General features: G+C 33.5%; 21 protein-coding genes. All 21 read right to left on the bottom strand.

What is annotated here, in order from left to right:
• Positions 1-8: 8 nt before the first annotated feature.
• The 21 genes from DBR39_RS08945 to rfbB all read right to left on the bottom strand — a co-directional run bounded on the left by DBR39_RS08945 (position 9) and on the right by rfbB (position 19,902).
• Positions 9-1,007 (bottom strand): acyltransferase family protein, encoded by a 999-nt coding sequence (locus DBR39_RS08945; RefSeq protein ID WP_124532361.1) that lies wholly within the window; start codon positions 1,005-1,007, stop codon positions 9-11.
• A gap of 31 nt (positions 1,008-1,038) precedes the next feature.
• Positions 1,039-1,797, bottom strand: coding sequence for a glycosyltransferase family 2 protein (locus DBR39_RS08940; protein WP_185147160.1), 759 nt, complete (start codon positions 1,795-1,797; stop codon positions 1,039-1,041).
• 152 nt (positions 1,798-1,949) lie between these two features.
• Positions 1,950-3,023: a GDP-mannose 4,6-dehydratase gene (gene gmd / locus DBR39_RS08935; RefSeq protein ID WP_124533181.1), complete on the bottom strand. Its 1,074-nt coding sequence runs from the start codon at positions 3,021-3,023 to the stop codon at positions 1,950-1,952.
• On the bottom strand, positions 3,023-3,949 hold the full coding sequence (locus tag DBR39_RS08930; RefSeq protein WP_124532357.1) for a GDP-L-fucose synthase family protein: 927 nt from the start codon (positions 3,947-3,949) through the stop codon (positions 3,023-3,025). Before DBR39_RS08930 ends, gmd begins: the two co-directional genes overlap by 1 nt.
• Positions 3,933-4,964, bottom strand: a complete 1,032-nt coding sequence (locus DBR39_RS08925; RefSeq protein ID WP_124532355.1) for a hypothetical protein — start codon at positions 4,962-4,964, stop codon at positions 3,933-3,935. Before DBR39_RS08925 ends, DBR39_RS08930 begins: the two co-directional genes overlap by 17 nt.
• 237 nt (positions 4,965-5,201) lie before the next feature.
• Positions 5,202-6,110: a glycosyltransferase family 2 protein gene (locus DBR39_RS08920; protein WP_185147159.1), complete on the bottom strand. Its 909-nt coding sequence runs from the start codon at positions 6,108-6,110 to the stop codon at positions 5,202-5,204.
• 172 nt (positions 6,111-6,282) lie between these two features.
• Entirely contained in the window at positions 6,283-6,951 is a 669-nt protein-coding gene (locus tag DBR39_RS08915) for an NAD-dependent epimerase/dehydratase family protein (protein ID WP_124532351.1), read from the bottom strand.
• Between the two features lie 66 nt (positions 6,952-7,017).
• Positions 7,018-7,863, bottom strand: coding sequence for a glycosyltransferase family 2 protein (locus DBR39_RS08910; RefSeq protein WP_124532349.1), 846 nt, complete (start codon positions 7,861-7,863; stop codon positions 7,018-7,020).
• Positions 7,856-8,983, bottom strand: a complete 1,128-nt coding sequence (locus DBR39_RS08905; protein ID WP_228447799.1) for a glycoside hydrolase family 99-like domain-containing protein — start codon at positions 8,981-8,983, stop codon at positions 7,856-7,858. Before DBR39_RS08905 ends, DBR39_RS08910 begins: the two co-directional genes overlap by 8 nt.
• Before the next feature lie 4 nt (positions 8,984-8,987).
• Positions 8,988-9,860: a glycosyltransferase family 2 protein gene (locus tag DBR39_RS08900; RefSeq protein WP_124532345.1), complete on the bottom strand. Its 873-nt coding sequence runs from the start codon at positions 9,858-9,860 to the stop codon at positions 8,988-8,990.
• Between the two features lie 2 nt (positions 9,861-9,862).
• Complete coding sequence (locus DBR39_RS08895) at positions 9,863-10,759, bottom strand: glycosyltransferase family 2 protein (protein ID WP_185147157.1); 897 nt, start codon at positions 10,757-10,759, stop codon at positions 9,863-9,865.
• 1 nt (position 10,760) lies between these two features.
• Entirely contained in the window at positions 10,761-11,861 is a 1,101-nt protein-coding gene (locus DBR39_RS08890; protein WP_124532341.1) for a DegT/DnrJ/EryC1/StrS family aminotransferase, read from the bottom strand.
• Positions 11,862-11,867: 6 nt separating this feature from the next.
• Entirely contained in the window at positions 11,868-12,575 is a 708-nt protein-coding gene (locus tag DBR39_RS08885) for a class I SAM-dependent methyltransferase (RefSeq protein ID WP_124532339.1), read from the bottom strand.
• Entirely contained in the window at positions 12,562-13,191 is a 630-nt protein-coding gene (locus tag DBR39_RS08880) for an HAD family hydrolase (protein ID WP_124532337.1), read from the bottom strand. The genes DBR39_RS08885 and DBR39_RS08880 overlap by 14 nt, the downstream gene beginning before the upstream one ends.
• Before the next feature lies 1 nt (position 13,192).
• On the bottom strand, positions 13,193-14,080 hold the full coding sequence (locus tag DBR39_RS08875; RefSeq protein ID WP_124532335.1) for an NAD-dependent epimerase/dehydratase family protein: 888 nt from the start codon (positions 14,078-14,080) through the stop codon (positions 13,193-13,195).
• Complete coding sequence (locus DBR39_RS08870; protein ID WP_124532333.1) at positions 14,081-15,148, bottom strand: carboxylate--amine ligase; 1,068 nt, start codon at positions 15,146-15,148, stop codon at positions 14,081-14,083.
• Positions 15,145-15,546 (bottom strand): sugar 3,4-ketoisomerase, encoded by a 402-nt coding sequence (locus DBR39_RS08865; RefSeq protein WP_124532331.1) that lies wholly within the window; start codon positions 15,544-15,546, stop codon positions 15,145-15,147. The genes DBR39_RS08870 and DBR39_RS08865 overlap by 4 nt, the downstream gene beginning before the upstream one ends.
• A gap of 9 nt (positions 15,547-15,555) precedes the next feature.
• On the bottom strand, positions 15,556-16,809 hold the full coding sequence (locus tag DBR39_RS08860; protein ID WP_124532329.1) for a polysaccharide ABC transporter ATP-binding protein: 1,254 nt from the start codon (positions 16,807-16,809) through the stop codon (positions 15,556-15,558).
• Between the two features lie 32 nt (positions 16,810-16,841).
• Entirely contained in the window at positions 16,842-17,690 is an 849-nt protein-coding gene (locus DBR39_RS08855) for an ABC transporter permease (RefSeq protein ID WP_124532327.1), read from the bottom strand.
• Between the two features lie 174 nt (positions 17,691-17,864).
• On the bottom strand, positions 17,865-18,728 hold the full coding sequence (rfbA, locus tag DBR39_RS08850) for a glucose-1-phosphate thymidylyltransferase RfbA (protein WP_124532325.1): 864 nt from the start codon (positions 18,726-18,728) through the stop codon (positions 17,865-17,867).
• Between the two features lie 94 nt (positions 18,729-18,822).
• Complete coding sequence (gene rfbB / locus DBR39_RS08845; protein WP_124532323.1) at positions 18,823-19,902, bottom strand: dTDP-glucose 4,6-dehydratase; 1,080 nt, start codon at positions 19,900-19,902, stop codon at positions 18,823-18,825.
• Positions 19,903-19,904: the final 2 nt, after the last annotated feature.

Below are 19,904 nucleotides of genomic sequence, written 5' to 3'. Positions count from 1 at the left end.
TTACGGAATTATGCTTTTAATTTAATTTTTAAATAATTGGTTACTCTTTTTTCTACAAAATAATACAGAAGTGAGGCGACTATAATGACAAGAACAATTTTAAGAAGAAAAAAAGGGATATTGAGATAACCTTCAACTTTGAATTTTTTTAAGATTATTCCCACAAAAGGATGTGATAGGTATAGAGAATAAGAAATGTCTCCCAGAAAAATTAAGGCTTTGTTTCCTTTACAATGAAATACATAATCAAAAGTTAAGAAAGAAAAGACAAACAGGGATATGATTGCCAGTTTTATCCATTCATTATCAATAGGAATAATGCTAAGCAGTACCAATATAAATGATAGGATTCCTATTCCGGAAAGTAATGCTGCCCAACTCCTGGGAATGGTGAACCTATTCAGTAAAAGTGAAAAAAGAACTCCTACAATAAAATAGAGATTCAGGGAGTGGCTTACCATCCGTAGATAAGGATTCTCAAAGTGCATAAAATATCCTAAAACTGAAGTCAGAATGAAAAATCCTATGATGAAGTAATATCTTTTTTCTTTAAAAAATAAGGAGAGTCCAAATATTAAATAAAAGAACATTTCAAAATTTAAGGACCAGCCCAGGAAAAGCACTGGAAATTCCTTTTTGGTGGGAAGAAATAATAAGGAATGGATAAGTTCATAAAGCCCAGCTCCATGAAAATAAAGCAGAAAGCTGCCTCCCGGTATCATTGCTGCCAATGTCAAAAGATAATACAGCGGAACAATTCTGATTACCCTTCTTTTGTAAAATAAGGTAATCTGCCGAAAAGAATCTGTACTGAAATTTATTTTTTGAGTGGTAAAAGCCATGATAAACCCACTGATGATAAAAAAGACAGGAACTCCTATGCTTCCTTTTTTGAACAAAATATCCCCAATCGCTAGACCAGGGAAGTTAATAGTATCACGGAAGTGAAAGCAGCATACTAATAATGCTGAAATTCCTCTTAAAATCTGGATATTATTAAGCTTCATAACAGATGGAAAATCCTGTCTTTAAAAAAAATTAAAGATATTTATAATTTTTAAATACACCTATTTGGTATAAAAATTTTAATAATCTTGATTTTTTCAATTTATTTATTTTGTCTAAAGAATTTGTTGCACTAAAATATAAATTTATTTTGTCGATTAATTCTTCCGTCTGGAATTCAGAAAAATGAAAATTTTCTACCAGTGTTTTTCTCCTTTCCTCTTTTCTTAGAGATTGTGATTTGGGATCGGAACTGATTCCATCTTTATAAAAGCGGGATATGGATTGCTCAATAGGTCTATAAGTACAATTATATTTGAAAATAGAAATCAAAAACCATTTCCAATCCGAACAGATTTTCAGATTTTCATCATAGAGGCCTACTTTTTCAAAAGCACTTTTTTTAATAAATGTACTGGGATGCCAAATAGTTTCTTCAATTAAATCTAAAAATGAAATGCTTTTTTTAGTAGGTCTAAGAACATCTTTATTGTCTTCATCTACGATTAAATTACCAGAGATAATATCCTCTGTGTGGAGTAGTGGAGTTACTTTTTCTACAACCAATTCATTGAGCAGTTCGTCTCCACTATTTAGAAAAAGAAGATATTCTCCAGTAGCTTTTTCAATTCCTTTGTTCATCGCATGATAAATTCCATTATCGGGTTCACTTACCCAATCGTTGATCTTGGATTGATTTATTTCTATAAGTTCTTTGCTCCCGTCAGAACTTCCACCATCAATTACTATATATTGAAAATCTTTATTGGTTTGCCGAAATACACTATCCATGGTTTTTTGTAAACCATTTCGGTTATTGAAGTTGATCGTTATGATTGTAATGGACTTATTGAGCATATTTTTGAATAATTTTTTTGGGTAAATATCTGTTTGTTTTTTGCGAAGTACAATGATATTGTATTATGAAATATCATTGAAAAAAATTACATTATTTTTAAATCATTTTCAATCATTTCTTTACAAAGAGATTTTACGGTGTATTGTGGTTGCCAGCCGAGAATAGTTTTTGCTTTTGTGGGGTCGCCAATTAGTAGATCAACTTCTGTCGGACGATAATAATTAGGATCTACTTTTACAACTGTTTTTCCTACGGGTAATTGGTAATTTGGATTATTACAGCGTAATACTTTAGCAATTTCATTTTCTTGATTTCCTTCAAAAACCAGTTCTATTCCTGCTTCTTCAAAAGCCATAATAAGAAAATCCCTTACCATAGTAGTTTCTCCTGTCGCTAAAACAAAATCGTCTGGTTTATCTTGCTGCAGCATTCTCCACATTCCTTCTACATAATCTTTAGCATGTCCCCAGTCTCTTTTGGCATTTAAATTCCCTAGATATAAACAATCTTGTTTGTTTTTTGCTATACTAGCTACCGCCATAGTTATTTTTCGGGTAACAAAAGTTTCACCTCTTCTAGGAGATTCATGATTGAATAAAATACCATTACAGGCAAACATTCCATATGCTTCCCTGTAGTTTTTTGTTATCCAAAAACCATAAATTTTTGCAGCACCATAAGGAGAACGAGGATAGAAAGGACAGTTTTCATCATAAAATCCTTTTTCATTTTTATTGGATGGTAGCCCACCATATAATTCTGAGGTAGAAGCCTGGTAAATTTTCGTCTTATGAGTGAGTCCTAAAATTCTAATGGCTTCTAATAAACGCAGTGTACCCAAACCATCTACATTGGCAACATATTCGGGCATGTCAAAACTTACTTTCACATGGCTCATTGCACCAAGATTATAGATTTCGTCTGGTTGTACCTCTTGTATAATTCTGATAATATTGGTAGAGTCTGTAAGGTCTCCGTAGTGTAATTTGAAATTCACATTATGCTCATGTTGATCCAGGTATAGGTGATCAATTCTTTGAGTATTAAAAGAGGAGGCTCTTCGTTTTACACCATGAACTTCATAGCCTTTTTCTAAAAGCAGTTCGGCAAGATAAGAGCCATCTTGTCCCGTAATTCCTGTAATAAGTGCTTTTTTCATCATTTGTTTAAAAATTTTTCTTCGTAAACTTGTTTTATTCCATCTTCTAAAGATATATCAGGAGACCAGCCCATAGAATTAATCTTAGAGGAGTCCATTAATTTTCTAGGAGTGCCGTTTGGTTTTTCTGTATCCCAAACTATATTTCCTTCATATTGGGTAATATCTTTAATCTGTGTGGCCAGTTCTGATATAGAGATTTCCCTGGATGACCCTATATTGATATGACCACTTTCATTGTAATTATTCATTAAGAATACACATGCCTTTGCAAGATCATCTACATGTAAAAATTCTCTAAAAGGACTTCCGTCTCCCCATAACACCACTTCCTCTACCTTGTTTTGTTTGGCTTCAAAAAACTTTCTGAGCATAGCGGGTAAAACGTGAGAGTTATTTAGATCGTAGTTATCATTAGGGCCATAAAGATTAGTGGGCATTGCGGAAATGAAATTGCAATCATACTGACTTCTGTAGGCATCACACATTTTTATTCCTGCAATTTTTGCTATGGCATAAGGCTCATTGGTTTGTTCTAAAAATCCACTCAATAAGTATTCTTCTTTTAAAGGCTGAGGTGCGAGCTTGGGATATATACAACTGGAGCCCAAAAAAAGCAATTTCTTTACTCCCTGTAAATAACTTTGATGGATCACATTAGCCTCAATCATAAGATTTTTGTAAAGAAAATCTGCACGATATGTATTATTAGCATGAATACCTCCTACTTTGGCTGCCGCAAGAAAGACATACTCTGGTTTTTCAGTTTCAAAAAATGTTTGTACATTTTTTTGATCTGTAAGGTCTAATTCGTCTGAGGTTTTAGTAATAATATTGTGAAAGCCATTTGCAGTTAAGTTTCTTAAAATGGCGCTTCCTACCATACCTCGATGTCCGGCAATATATATTTTAGAGTTTTGGTTCATAATTGTAGTTGTAACGGATTTTATAATAAATTATTTTTAATAAATTATTGAAGTTTGATTTCAAAATTTCATAAAATGATTTATTTTTTTTAGGCAAATCATTTTTCAAAATTACATATTTGCAATCTATTTTAGAGATTCGTTCAATGTCATTTTCAATGGTTTTCTGATGATAATTTTGATATAGTTTTTTCAAGGAATTTGAATTTTCCAAAGAATATCTGTCATAGTATTTTGCTAAAGTTTCGGGATTTTTATATTTAAAATTTGAAAAATGATAAAACACTAGAGGAGAATTGTCCGGCATAAGATATTTATTGTTTTCTGTAGCTACTAATCCTATTCTTTCATGCAAATTCCATGGAGCGGCATTGTATCCCATTTTATGGAGAACTTTTACTTTTTTAAAAAAAATAGGGGAAAAGTTCATCCAGATTTGATCTACAAATAGTCCTTTTTCCGGCTGATTATAGCAAAGAGATAACAATCTTTCTTCCCACCAATCTAGAAGGTTTCTGGCATTTTCAGAATGACCCCTTAATCCGATAAACCCCAGGTTATATATGCCAAAATTAAGAAAAGTGTTTTCTACTGGTTTGAAGCCATCCAGTGGAATAGAGCTCAGAATGTGAGGCGTGAGCAAAATATCTGCATTATTTTCAAATTCTGCATTGAGGATAGATAACTGATCAAGTATTTCAATATCCGGATCGAAGTAATAGATAAATTCTGTATTGGGATTTTTTGCTAATAAGTACTTGAAAAAAGATGCTTTCACAGAGGTATTAAATTCTATGATGTCATACTTCATCCATAATTCATCAAAATTTTTTATTCCAATATCTTTCATTTCTACGATTTCACATTGGAAAGAATTATAATCTATTTCATCAGATTTTTCATCGCACAATCCTATTACAAATTTGAAGTTTTCGCCATATTTATTAATAGAATTTCTTAAAACTTTAGCTTGTGCTAAATAGTTATTGGAGCAGATTGTGAAGGCTATATTCATAGGATTTTGGAAGTAAAAGTTGTTGAAATGTCTTAGTATATTGTAAAAAATAATTTACTTTCTGGAGATTGATAATTTTTCTGTTTTTTAGTCTTGTATTACTTTGTAAGACTTCTGAGAATTCTTCAGAATTACCTACAACAATAATTTCAAAACTAAAATCATAACAAAATTCTCCATAGAGTCAGATTGTGCTCAATACTAATTTAACTGTGTTGTATCTTTTATAAATGAAATTTATTTCCTAAACTTCAATGTTAAATTTAATAATGTTTTAGACAAATTTAATAACCCCATATTTTTAATCATTTTTTTTAAAAACAAAAAGAGTTTAAAAGTTTTTGATTCTTTTAGATTTCTTATTTCAATGGTTAGTTCATTGACTTTATTATAATTAACATCTAAATGCTTTAGGAGTAATTTATTGAAAGCAGAGTTTGAAATCACTTTTTCAGCTTCATTATAGAACAGCATTTGATATAAAATCATATGTTTTCTATCCCGGGACATACTCCTTGCATGTTTTCTATACAAAGCCAGAGGAGCATTTAAATAAATAAAATTAATGTTTTTTTGTGCAATTTGAATCCAGAAAAGCCAGTCTTCTTTTGCTTTTAACTTTTCATTAAATCCAATAGTTTCAAAAAGAGATTTTGGGAAAAATCCACAATGAATAGGAATTGTGAATGTAAAATCCCACTGATATAAAATAGATTCGAAATTCAGCAAATCTTGAGACAGCTTGCAAAAAGGAGGCAATAATTTTTGTTTATCGGAATCATCAAATAAACAAAAATCTGATACTACTATTGCTTCTTTATCTTGTATCAAATTTAATGAATCTGAAAACTTGGTTTCAACTAAGATATCATCAGAATCTAAAAACTGGATATAATCTCCGGTAACGATTTTCAGAGCTGCATTTCTTGCAGAAGATAATCCACCATTTTCTTTATAAAGGTATATGAAACGATTATCTTTTTTTACCCATTTATCAGCTACTTCATCGGTATTATCAGGCGATCCGTCATTGACAATAATGCATTCCCAATTTTCATAAGTCTGGTTTAGTATAGACTGTAGAGATTCATCTAAAAACTGAGCCTGTTTATAGCAGGGGACAATTACGGATATTTTGGGATTCATTTTCATTTTTATTCAGTAGGTTTAATGTGTTTTTTATACTTCAATCGATCATAAATTGGCAGTCTACATTGCTTTTATTAGGCTGATGATCACTGAAGTTTTCTGGCCGAAGGTACAACATTATTTTTTTCGGGTACAGAACGGGATACATCATATTTTACGGCATTATCACTTACAAATAGGATGTATAAAGCTTTTTTAAATATTCATCAGGTGACAAACCGGCGAAAAAATCTTCTGTAAGGCTGTTGAATTCTATATTATAAAAAGAACCTTCATCTACACTTTCATAAGCCGCATTTTTGGCAAGATGATCTTCCAGCTGAGTTAAGATTTCAGGTAACGCATATTGGTAGGGATAGGCGAGATTAATAATCTCATTGTTGAAATTTTCCATGTATTTTCCAACAAATGAGGCGATATCATCTGTTCCAATCAGAATCCTTCTTGCATTACTGTGGATTGTCAGCTTATTTTCAGACAAAATTGAATTTTTGAGAAAATTGATCAGCGTATTGGGATTTCCTCCCCGGCCTACAGCATTTCCTACCCTGAAAATAATATAGCTCGAGCATTGCTCAGCAATTACGTTTTCAATAGCAAGTTTATGCATCACATAAGGGCTGTCTGTTTTACTGGGATCGTAAATACTGCATGTGGAAAAATAGATCATCTTTTTATCTGGATACTGGCTGATCACCAATTTCATGAGAGATATTTCTCTTTCAAATTCAGCTGGATTTTTTTCCAACGAATTGGAAACTCCTGATGCGAAAAAAATAACATCTTCTTTATCATAAAGTCTTACGGCATTTGCCAGAATTCCATTACCAATAATCATATGCTTCTTGTCTACTTAAGATGTTAGTTGTATATCTTTTAAATCTTTCAAGGGGATCAATAGATTTTAGAGTTTTTTAAAGATTTTAAATAGCCCAATTTTATTTCCCAGTTTTGCCCATCTTGAATTTTTTACATGATTCAATTGGTTGAGTGCCTGTTCATATTTTTTTTGGGGAACATAACTTTGAAGAAAAAGATCTTCAACGCTGATATTTCTTCTTTCTGCCATTTTTATCAGCGCTACCCAGTGCCAGAACAGTGCTTTCTCAGCATTTTTGGTAGTAGAAATACCACTATGATGGATTCTGTATAGATATAAGTCTTCATCGATATATTTTACAGGGGCTATTTCGCACATTTTCATGTACCAGTCTTTATCTTCCGCAATTTTCAAAAAAGGATCAATACCTGATGTCTTCTCGTATATCTTCTTTTTAAAGGTCACAAAATGTGAAATTTCTGCATTGAAATTATAGTAGGACTGATCCAGTTCTGTAATTTGTTTTGCTTTGTGAACAGACTGAGGGTTGAGGTACTGATCACAAAGGACAAAGTTGGAATACACCAAACCCACTTCGGGATATTCTGAATGGGTCTTTAAAACAAATTCCAGGGCATGAGGTGTTAGCCCATCATCAGGGTCTAAAAAACCACATATTTCTGCTTCAGCAAGCTCTATTAATCTTCTTTTTGTATATCCTATTCCTCTGTTTTGATCATTCAGATTGATTGTAAACCGGGAATCATCACCTATGATTTTTTTAATGACTTTAATAGAATCATCGGTAGAGCCATCATCCACAATTACAGCTTCCCAGTCTGTTTCAGTCTGAGCAACTAAACTTTGGTAGCATTTTTCAAAAAAATGACCATTATTATAGTTGGCGATAAGTACACTGAATTTACTCATTTCGACTGTGTTTGTTTAAGATTTTTTTTAATGCATTCAAATACCCGAAACCATGTTTTCTATCTGGCTCCAGGATGTTTCCTTCTGCCCATTCGTTCCAGGATTTTATAATTAAAAACTGTTCCGGATACTCCTTTTTATCTTCAAGATATTCTACAGCTTTTTCTACCTGCTTTTCAAACAGCTCCGGGGAATTGTTAGCCAGAATAATTCCTCTGTAGCCGCTTCTTGGAGTATTGTCCCAATTGGGCAGGATACATGGATAGGTAGGAATATTGCTTTCCTCAAACTTTAAGTCGTTTACTACCGCCTGGGCATCCTGAATCCCGACCTTAGGCTGTTCTTTTTTCTTAATTCCTATTAATCCTTTTATTCTGTTTTTATAATATTGGGAGTGAGAAATATATTCTTTCTTCGCAATATGAGGTATCCAGGCCTTTTGAAATGCATTGGAGATCTTACTGTCATATCCCATAGATTTAAAATCTAGGTCATCACGGAGCTTGTTGGATGCCATGATGTATAGATCATCAAATCCGTTTTTCCTGGCGAGCTCTCTGAATTTTGTAATATAATGGGGATCTCCTTCATTTAAATGATTGGAATCATAGATAATGAAAAGAGGTTTGTTGTCTATTTTGATATACCTCTCATCTTTGAAGAAAGGCAGAAGATATTCGAAATGAGCAATTAAGTCCTGCTCATTAGGGTAAACCTGTTTTGCCAGAATTTTTTCTGATAACCCGTGCCATATTCCAGACCAGGTTTCGTTGGCCCAGCAGAAGCAAAAAGGGAAATCTGGTTTTCCTGATTGTAATACATCATTTGCCACGCGTTCCAGTAATTGTTTGCCATTGCCAAACCAGTAGTGATAATAGATAAATCCATGTACCCCATAGTCTTTTGCCATCTGAGCCTGCTGTTCTCTTACTTCAGGAACACGCAGGTCATAATATCCCAGATCTCCAGGATATATAGGCTGTTCGTGTCCTTCAAACAGGGGTTGGGCTTTTCCTACATTCGTCCATTCTGTAAATCCTTTTCCCCACCATTCATCATTTTCGGGAACAGGGTGGTATTGAGGGAGATAAAATGCAAGGGGCTTTATTTTTTTCATCATTAAATTATTTCGTTCTATACAGGATCTTATTTTTCAATATAATAAAAATAGGCGGAATCAAAAGTCGAAATAGTTTTCTTCCTTTTTTTTCTTGAGGTTTTTCTGTTTTTGGAACTGTTTTGCCATAAGTTTCTACATATTTTGGGCTGGAATAACAGATAGAAAGAAATAATTCATAGTTCTGATTCATTTTTTCCGTATCTCTCATCATGCTGTTGTCATGAAGTCTTATAAGGGTTTTGGTATGGTCTTCATAGCCAATATGCTGAAATTTAAAATCATTCAGGACACATCTAAGATTGAATTCCCAATCTTCCAATGACTTTAAACGTTCATCAAAAGAACCAATCGTTTTGAATATATCTTTATGATATAACGGAGCAGATATTACAAAAGGGTTTTTAATCTTGAAAAGCTGCTTAATATCAACAGTGTCATCAAAGTTTAGATAAACCTCAGGGAGAAGATTATTTCTGCCAAAAATCCGTTTATAGTTGATTCCTTCTGAGCTTTCAAAATATCGGTATCCGGAAATAATAATATCAATATTTTGATTAAAAAATTTAGAATGAGCTTCTAATTTCTTATTTTCTATTACATCATCGCAGTCAAGGAAAAGTAACCATTCTCCATTGGCTCTTTCTATTCCTGCATTTCTTGCGGAAGATAAACCGCCGTTATTTTTATAAAGATATTGAAAACGGCTGTCTTTTTCTATCCATTTTTTTGCAATATCTTCTGTGTTATCCGGTGATCCATCATTCACAATGATGCATTCCCAATCCTGATAGGTCTGTTCTAAAACAGAATGCAGGCATTCATCAAGAAAATGAGCCTGGTTGTAGCAAGGAACGATTACTGAAATTTTTGGACTCATTTTTAAATTATTTTATTTAAAAATTTATACAACGGAACCGGAATGTTATACTTTATTGCAATATTTAACCTTTTTATATTGAAAGGATATTTTTTGTAAGCTTCAGTATATTGTGAAGAGAGTTTTTCTCTGGAAAAATAATATTTCTGCGTTATACTATTTATATTATTTTTTACATTACCTTCTTTATCAAACATCATTTGAAGAATCACGTTTTCTATTTCAATCCTGTCTGCCTTTATTTTTGAAATATTTTCCTGATGCAATCTATAATATGCCAGTTTTTCAGGGATATATCCGATTAAATACTTTTCACTTATTTTTAGCCAACGATAATAATCTTCAGCAATAAACATGGAATCATATTCGCCGGTTTCAATAATTGCTTCTGTCTTTATTAATGTGGTCAGGCCCGCAATTCTATTATTTTTTATCAGTTCTTTTCTGAAAATATAGGGATCAACGTCTCCTAATGCATCATAATCTGCCATATCCTCTCCAATAGAACTTTTTTCATCTATCGTATAAGTATTGGTATGAATCATACCATATTCTTTTCCTAAAGATTCAATTTTAGCAACAGTTTTTTCTAAGAACTCAGGATGCAGGTAATCATCTGCTGAAATGATTTTTATATATTTTCCTTTTGCAAGCTTAATGCATTCATTCAACATGGTTGCCAGACCTGTATTTTGAGTATGGAAGTTTTTTTCTGCAGAAAAATTATTATCCTTTAACCAATTTTCAAAAATTTCAACGGAATTATCAGGTGAGACATCGTCACCCAGAATAAGCTGAATGTTTTTATAGGTTTGATTTTTTATGCTATCTAAATTCTCTTTAATATATTGAGAATGATTATAGGCTGTAACAATAACTGTAACTAAAGGCTGTTCCATATTAATACTCATTTATGACATTAATAATGTCCGCTATTTCATGTTCTTCCAAAACAGAAGATATGGGTAAGCTGAGCACTTCCTGATGTATCTGTTCACTGATAGGAAAAGAAAAATCACTCATTTCTTTGTAAGCTTCCTGCTTATGAGGAGGGATAGGGTAGTGAATAATTGTCTGAATACCTTTTTCTGTTAAATAGGCTTGAAGTGCATCACGATTTTCTGTTCTTATGACAAAAACATGCCATACATGCTCTTTCTCATCTGATGGGTTTTCAGGAAGGATGATTTTTGGGTTTTTTATTCCTTCGATAAATAATCTCGCAACTTTTCTTCTTGCTTCATTTTCATCTTCAATATATTTCAGTTTAATATCTAAAACAGCTGCTTGAAGTTCGTCTAACCTGGAATTTAATCCTTTATAAATATTAACATATTTTTGGTTTGAACCATAATTTGCTAGAGCTCGAATCGTTTCAGATAATTCTTTATCATTTGTTGTGACTGCTCCTGCGTCTCCAAGAGCTCCAAGGTTTTTTCCGGGATAAAAACTGAAACCGGCAGCATCACCAAGATTTCCTGATTTTATATTATTCCATTCGGCTCCAATAGCCTGTGCGTTGTCTTCTACAATTTTTAATTTGTATTTTTCAGCTATACTTTTCAGTTGTTCTGAGAAAACAACTCTGCCTTGAAGATGAACGATTAAAATGGCCTTTGTTTTATCCGTAATCTTTTCTTCAATTTTTGAAATATCAATATTATAAGTATTGAGCTCGGGTTCTACTAAAACAGGAACTAATCCATTATCTGATAGGGCAAGAATAGAGGCTATATAGGTATTGGCGGGGACAATAACTTCATCACCGGCTTTCATATAACCCAGCTCAATATAAGCCCTAAAAATAAGGCGCAGTGCATCCAGGCCGTTTGCAACACCTATTGCATGTTCTGAACCAATATAATTGGCCAAATTTGCTTCAAAATTTTTAATTTCATTTCCCAATAAATACCATCCACTTCTGAAGACTTCCAGAAGTTTGTGTTCTATTTCTTGTTGGTATTGCAAGTTTACTTTTTGAAGATCTAAAAATTTAATCATTTCTTTTTATTTTGAACATGCCACATATATTTCAGCACAATGATTAGGAAACTTTTTTCCTAATTTATAAAATCCTTCTATCATAGCTTCATTCCAATTATTTTCAATTTGCCCATTTGAAACAGGTTTAAAGAAGATACCCCCTTCATCAATTATTTTATAACCGGCTTTTGTAATGTCATCTTTTAAAGTATCCAAATCATACACTCTGTAGTGTCCTAATTCATGATCTCTTTGATTCAATTCATATTCGCTGTTTAATAATCCCATTTCTACAGCAGCTAATCTGTGGATAGACTTAGCGTTGGGTACTGAAATTAAAAATACACCAGTATCGGATAGCCAGGAATAAACAAGCTTTAAAACGTTGACAGGATTTTCAATATGTTCCAATACATGGCTCATTATGATGGTGTCAAACTTTTTATCTGTTTTAAACTCTTCAAAATAAGAGTTGTGTTTTGTAATGTTTGGATAATCAGGTATTTGGTTTATCAGATCTTTAGAGCCTTCAACCAAATCCAGAGACGAAAAATCATTGACCAGATATTTGGTCATATGTCCTAGAGCTGGTCCTAATTCAAGGGCAGATTCTCCCTTAAAATAAGGTTTTAAACTTAAATAATTCAATTCTGTTAACTTAAAATCAAAGTCAAGAAAAGAGCTGTTATAGAATTGTGCCGAATCCTGCACTTTATTTTTATAATTTTCCATTTGTAATTTTATCTGTTTTTAAATCGAGAACAGTATTTATGATAATGTCTGGCTGATAGGGGAGTAAACTTTCTTTGCTTAAAAAACCAGAAAGCACAGCTGCTGTTTTGATTCCTAATAATTTGCCTGTTTGAATGTCTTTTCCTGTATCTCCAATGAACCAGTCTTCAGGAGTTACCCGGACTGCATTTTTAATTAAATCATGTTTTTCCTGTTGCTGTTGGGTCACTAAAATTTTCGTGAAAATATTTTCCCAACCGAATGATTTTATTTGTTCCAGAGCGATACTTTCCGATTGGCGGGCTGTAACAACAAATAGATCATGATTTTTAGATAAGAGTATGAGTACGTCTACTATTCCTTCAAAAGGAGTGTCTAACTGCAGCCATTTTTCTAATTCAATTTCCGACATCCATTTTTTCTCAAAATCGCTGTATTGCTCGTTGGAATAATTAAATTTAGAAAGGATGATTTCTTTATGACTTGTTTTATTACGCTTTAACGCCCAATATTCATCAAACGACAATTCAGAAGTGGGAACCAATGACTGGAACAACTGATATAGTCTTTGTCGGGAATCTATTAAAGTGCCATCAAGGTCAAAAAAAATATTCATATTATTTTTTATTTTTTTTCATGTACTCAAACTCTTCCTTTAATCCTTCTTCTAAAAAAGTTTCTTTTGATAGCAAAAACGTATTCATTTTTGAACTGTCAAATACAAAATCTCTTCCTTTTTTTTCAGCAGGTATTTTTTCTATTGTTACATCTTCGTTAGAAATTTGTTTTATTGTATTCACCAAATCGTTGATAGAAATAGAACGGCTTCCGACTAAGTTGATGACCCCTACATCTTTTAGTTGAATAGCGTTTACAATAGCTGTAACAATATCTTTAATATAAATAAAAGAGCGCAATTCTTCTCCTGTACCCCAAATCTGAACAGGCTTTTCTGCTAAAATATTATGAATTGTTGCGGGAATTATTTTTAGATAAGCCTCTTCTCCAGGACCATACACATGACCTATCCTTAAAATTTGAACGGATTTATTATATTCTTTTCCCCAACTTTCTACCATCTTTTCTGAATATAGCTTAGAATGACCGTACAATGAAGCCGGTTTTTCTAAAGTACTCTCAGAAATAATGTTATCATTATCATAGACGTCAAGTGTACTAAGGTAAATGAATTTTTTTAGATGAGGTAAAGTAGCTTTTAATAATTGATCTGTGTTGAATATGTTTGAATTAGATAATTGAATATTATTTGCTTCACTTCCTTTTTTGGGTGTGAAAGCTCCTGCATGAATTATTGTTTCAATATCCTGAAATCCATTTTTAATGAAAAAATCGCTTTCAAACTGATAATTGTTGTGCAATAAATATCTGCATTCTGTTATAGGTTGAGAGGTTAAGCACACAATATTATCCTTACCGTATTTTTCAATCAGTAGCGAAAGTAAGTGCTTACCTATAAATCCCGAAGCTCCAGTTAAAAGTAACATTTACAAATTTTTTATTCGTTGCTGTATCTGAATATCTGTCATTAATTTGGGTTGAGTATCCATACCTCTTAACCACAATAGCCCATCCTGTAATGGATTTATCTTTTTATTTAATTGGGGAAACTCATTATATAAAGCAATGTCTTTAAATATTTCAGGCATATTTAATCCTGCTTCGGTAAAAAATAATACCGTTGTAAAGAATCTTGAAATATTTATTTCTGTAGGATTAGGAATTCCATTTTTGTCATAAGCCATATCTACACCAAAAATTCCGTGAGGTTTATCCGAAACAGCCTTTATCGTAGCTATAGATATTCTGTCTACTTCAGGATCTGAATAGGTCTGACCCACTTTGGTGACTCCTGTAACCCCGGAAACAGTTCTGTTCCCATGAGTCCATCCTTTTCTCAATCTTGTTTGAGCAACTACAAGTTCGCCTTCATGCCAAATAGAGAGCCATGTTACCGTATCCGGAGTCAGCATTTCTGCAGCCACAAAATCTCCCCATCCATTATATCGTTCGATCCATCCCTTTGCAAAAGAAAAATCATTGGTAGGCAGAGCGCCTTTACCTCCTCCTCCAATAGATGAAGCTCTTAACCATATGTTCCCATTTTTGTCTCCTAAGTCTGAAAAAGCTTTTTTTAGATCTTCTTCATTGTTGATCATGATATTTTCTGGGACTGTTACACCAGCTTCCCTGCATTTTAAATAGGTTTTATATTTATGAACACAGGTATCTATCACTTCATGTGATGGCATAAATGTTTTGGTACCGGTAGAATGAATATCTTCTCTGATCATAGAGGCATGATAAATCTCCAGATCATTTTGAAAATGTATTAAATCAGGCTTTTCCTGATTCAGTATTTGTAATAATGATGCTTTGTAATCAGGTTGATTGGCATAAGGTATATAGGATACTTCATGAGCATTGGAGAGTATCAGGTCTGTAGGCTCACTGCCCATACCAATTATTCTCTCCTTTTTTGAGCTTTTAAGAAGTGAGTTGATTACACCTTCAGAGGGAGCGCCGCCTGCACCGGCAATTAATATTTTAATCATTCTATGAGTTTTTGAAATTCGTGATAATCCCTTATATAATCGTCTTCACTATAGGGCAAAGATGCTAAACATAAAAGCACAGCATTATGTGAAAACTTGATGTCTCTCCACACCAATTTGGGGAAGTATATTCCTTTAGATGGATTGTTCAGAACAAAAGTTTCTTTGTGACCATCTTTATTTTCGGTGTTAAATTCTATGATCCCTGAAACAGCGAATATTAATTGTTCAAGATTTTTATGTGCATGACCTCCTCTTATTACGTCTTGGGGAGTATAATAAGTCCAGTATACACGTTTAATTTCAAAAGGTATATTTTCTAAATTTTCAGCGACAGTAATGAAACCTAATGAAGAATCACCTATTTTTTCTAAATCAAAATATTGAACTTTTTCCATTAAATAAATTTATTTTACAATATAATTAAAGTCGGGTCTAATGATTCCTGGTAATGCATTGATATTTTTACCCATTTTTACGTTTTCAACTTCAAAACCTACTATTTCATTAGCTACAAAAAGAGGAATTCTCTGATCCTCTCCAAACATAAGTTTGAAGTAATAATTACCAGTATTGAGTAAGTGTGGCGGGATTTCAAATTCTACAGTATATTCTTTTCTTTGAGAATCATTTTGAGTGGTAATGGGAGCACCAGTATGGAAAACTACGGCTTCTTCATATGTTCTCAGCTCAAAAGTGGTGTCAATATTGATATTCTCTTTGAAATTGTAAAATCTAAGCAGTATTTTAATCCCTGATTCTATATCTAAAAACTGTCCTTTTGTAGGTTTAACAGAAAATTCTAATATTCTGATATTTTCATTTCCTAAAGCCGTTTCCAGTGACCCTTCATGGAGATAGCTTGATTGTTTTTCAGAGCTTTTCTGATATTCTGCAATGGTATCTAAAATACCTCCGCTATAAGACAGTTGTCCCTGATGAAGCAGAATTCCAGATGTACAAAGTTCTTTTATTGCCGTCATATTATGACTTACAAATAAGATGGTTCTTCCTTCTCCTTTGGTAACATCATTCATCTTTCCAAGACATTTTTTCTGAAAGTCGGCATCACCCACTGCTAAAACCTCGTCAACGATTAAAATTTCAGATTCTAAGTGAGCGGCTACAGCAAATGCAAGGCGGACATACATTCCCGAAGAATATCTTTTAACAGGAGTATCTATATATCTCTCTACGCCTGAGAAATCTACAATTTCATCAAACTTTCTTTTGATCTCCTTTCTTGTCATTCCCAGGATAGCTCCATTAAGAAAGACATTTTCACGTCCTGTCATTTCAGGGTGAAATCCTGTTCCTACTTCCAAAAGAGAGGCTATTCTTCCGTTGGTGTAAATCTTACCTGTCGTAGGTTTTGTAACTTTACTTAAAACCTTTAATAGTGTCGATTTTCCTGCACCGTTTCTTCCAATAATTCCAACAGCATCTCCCTTTTCGATTTCAAAATCGATATCACGGAGAGACCACACATATTCAGAATCACCTTTTGTTGTTCTGTCGTTTGTTTCTCCAATTTTCAGATAGGGGTCTTCTTTTCCTCTTACTTTATACCAGAACCTGTTGAGGTCATGAGACAGTGTTCCTGTACCGACTTGTCCCAGACGGTATTGTTTAGATATGTTTTCTGCTTTTAAAGCCAGCATGTTTTTTAATTTAAATTTTTAAAAGAAAATAATTACACGGTATCCATAAAAGTTTTTTCAACTTTATTGAATACAACAATTCCTATTATTAAAAGGAAAATAATAATAATAGTACTAATTCCAAGCATGACTGGAGAAAAGTCTCCTACGCCAATCCATGCATACTTAAAGCATTCAAAAATACCTGCTAAAGGGTTGTAATATGCTAGCTTTTTGAAGAATCCAGGTAGTGATGAGACTGGATATATTACCGGAGTTGCATACATGTATAAGCTTACCCCAAAGCCTAATAGCATTGCCAGATCCTTATATTTTGTAGTGAGTGAAGAGAAAATCATTCCCACTCCTAAAGCAAAAAGTGCTATCAGGAATATAAGAAAAGGTGTTGCAAGAATCCAGATATTAGGATGAACTTCTCCATTATAGTAATAATAAGCCCATACAATGATGAATAACAGAAACTGTACCCCAAATCTCATAAGACTAGAGATGACAATGGACAGGGGAGTAACCAGCCTTGGAAAATAAACTTTTCCGAAAATTCCCGCATTTCCCGTAAAAGTAGAGGATGTTGTCAGTAAAGAGGAAGAAAAATAATTCCAAAGAGTAACACCAGCCAGATAAAAAAGAAGAGGTGGGGCTCCATCTGTAGGGAGTTTGGCAATTCTTCCAAAAATAACCAGGTATACTATGGTTGTTAGAATGGGATTGATAAAAAACCATATAGGTCCTAAAATAGTCTGCTTAAAACTGGATATAAAATCTCTCTTTACAAACATATAAACAAGATCTTTATATTTCCAGACTTCTTTAAGCTTCAAGTCAAATAACGAATGATCAGCATCAATCGTTTCAGTCCACTTCTGTTGTGGTTCATTCATCTGTGTAAGTTTTTGCAAATTTATAATAATTAATTCTTACCTTATCTCTTAGTTTATGAATTTTCATTGTCAATAAAACTAAAAATCAACAACTAATATATTGATATTTGGTGGTATGAACAAAAACTATTGGCCATAAAGCCAATAGTCTATGATTTTTATAAATTGTATTTGTTATTTACCAATAAGTTGTTTCAGGTATTCGCCGTAACCACTTTTACCATATTTAGCAGCAGTTTCAAGAAGTTTTTCTTCGTTAATGAATTTGTTCCTGAATGCAATTTCTTCTATACAGCCGATTTTAAATCCTTGTCTTTTTTCAATAACGCTTACAAATTCTGAAGCATCATGAAGAGAGTCGAAAGTTCCTGTATCCAGCCAGGCAGTACCTCTGTCAAGAACAGCTACTTCCAGCTTTCCTTTGCTGAGATACACATTGTTGATATCGGTAATTTCCAGCTCACCTCTTGCGGAAGGTTTGATGTTTTTAGCGATGTCCACTACGCTGTTATCATAAAAATAAAGCCCTGGTACGGCATAGTTTGATTTCGGTTTTTCAGGCTTTTCTTCAATAGAAACTGCTTTCAGATCTTTGTCAAACTCTACAACACCATATCTTTCAGGGTCTGCAACGTGATAGGCAAAAACAACTCCTCCATCAGGATTGGTCTTGTTTTTCAGTAAAGTTCCCATCTCGGAACCGTAGAAAATATTATCACCCAGTACGAGTGCTGCAGAATCATCACCAATAAACTGATCACCTAAAATAAAAGCTTGTGCTAATCCATCAGGACTTGGTTGTACAACGTATTCTATATTACAGCCAATTTGTGAGCCATCGCCCAGCAGTTTGATGAAGCCAGCCTGGTCATGTGGCGTGGTAATGATCAGTATATCCTTGATTCCTGCCAAAAGAAGCGTGGAAAGCGGATAGTAGATCATAGGTTTATCATAAACAGGCATTAGCTGTTTACTTACGGCTATGGTTAGAGGGTAAAGTCTTGTTCCGGAACCTCCGGCTAATATTATTCCTTTCATGTGTTGGTGCGTATTACGCAAATTTCTTTTGTGTTACTAAGTTGATTTTCTTTTGCTATTTTACGGATTGTCTTTTTCCTCAATAGCTGGGTGTTTAGCTGTATTGTTTGTTATAGTAATCCTGATAATTTCCAGAAGTCACATTCTCCAGCCATTCTTTATTTTCAAGATACCAGTCTATGGTTTTTCCTAAACCTTCTTCAAAAGTTACTGAGGGTTTCCAGCCTAGATCTTTATTCAATTTTGTTGCATCAATAGCATAACGCTTGTCATGACCGGGTCTGTCTTTTACAAAAGTGATCAGTTTTTCAGAATAACCTTCAGGTTTTTCCAGTTTAGCATCCATTTGTTTGATCAGTTCTTTGACAAGATCAATATTCTGCCACTCGTTGAAGCCTCCGATATTGTAAGTTTCTCCGGTTTTTGCATCGTTAAAAATCTGATGAATCGCTTTCGCATGATCAATGACAAATAACCAGTCTCTGGTATATTTCCCGTCTCCATAAATAGGAAGAGGCTTTTCATTGATAATATTTGAAATACAAAGAGGGATTAGCTTTTCAGGAAAATGATTGGGGCCGTAATTGTTGGAACAGTTCGATACGATGAACGGCATTCCGTATGTATTTCCGTAAGCTCTTACCAAATGGTCAGAAGCAGCTTTTGAAGCAGAATACGGAGATTGAGGGTCGTATGATGTTGTTTCTAAAAAGAATCCTGTTTCTCCCAGACTTCCATATACTTCATCTGTAGAAATATGATAGAAAAGGCTTGTTCTTTTTTCATCAGGGAATCTGCCATGGGTATGTTCAGGATTTAATGTCCAGAATTCCTTACAAAGATTCAAAAGATTAGCCGTTCCGTTCACATTGGTGTTGATAAACGCCATAGGATCGGTAATGCTTCTGTCTACGTGACTTTCTGCGGCTAAATGCACTACAGCATCCGGATTGTATTTTTCAAAAACTTTTCTGAGTTCTTCAGGCTGGGTAATGTCTGCCTTTTCGAAAACATAATTGGGCTCATTTTCGATGTCCTTTAAGTTTTCCAGATTTCCGGCATAAGTAAGGGCGTCAAGATTGATAATTGTAATATCCGGATTGTTTTTTACAAATTCTCTTACAACATGGGAGCCGATAAATCCAGCACCTCCTGTAATGATAATGTTTTTCATTT

It is taken from the genome of Chryseobacterium sp. KBW03 (assembly GCF_003852415.1).
GTDB lineage: Bacteria > Bacteroidota > Bacteroidia > Flavobacteriales > Weeksellaceae > Chryseobacterium > Chryseobacterium viscerum.
The sequence above is the reverse complement of the archived record's forward strand: the minus strand, read 5'-3'. Positions and strand labels throughout refer to the sequence as shown.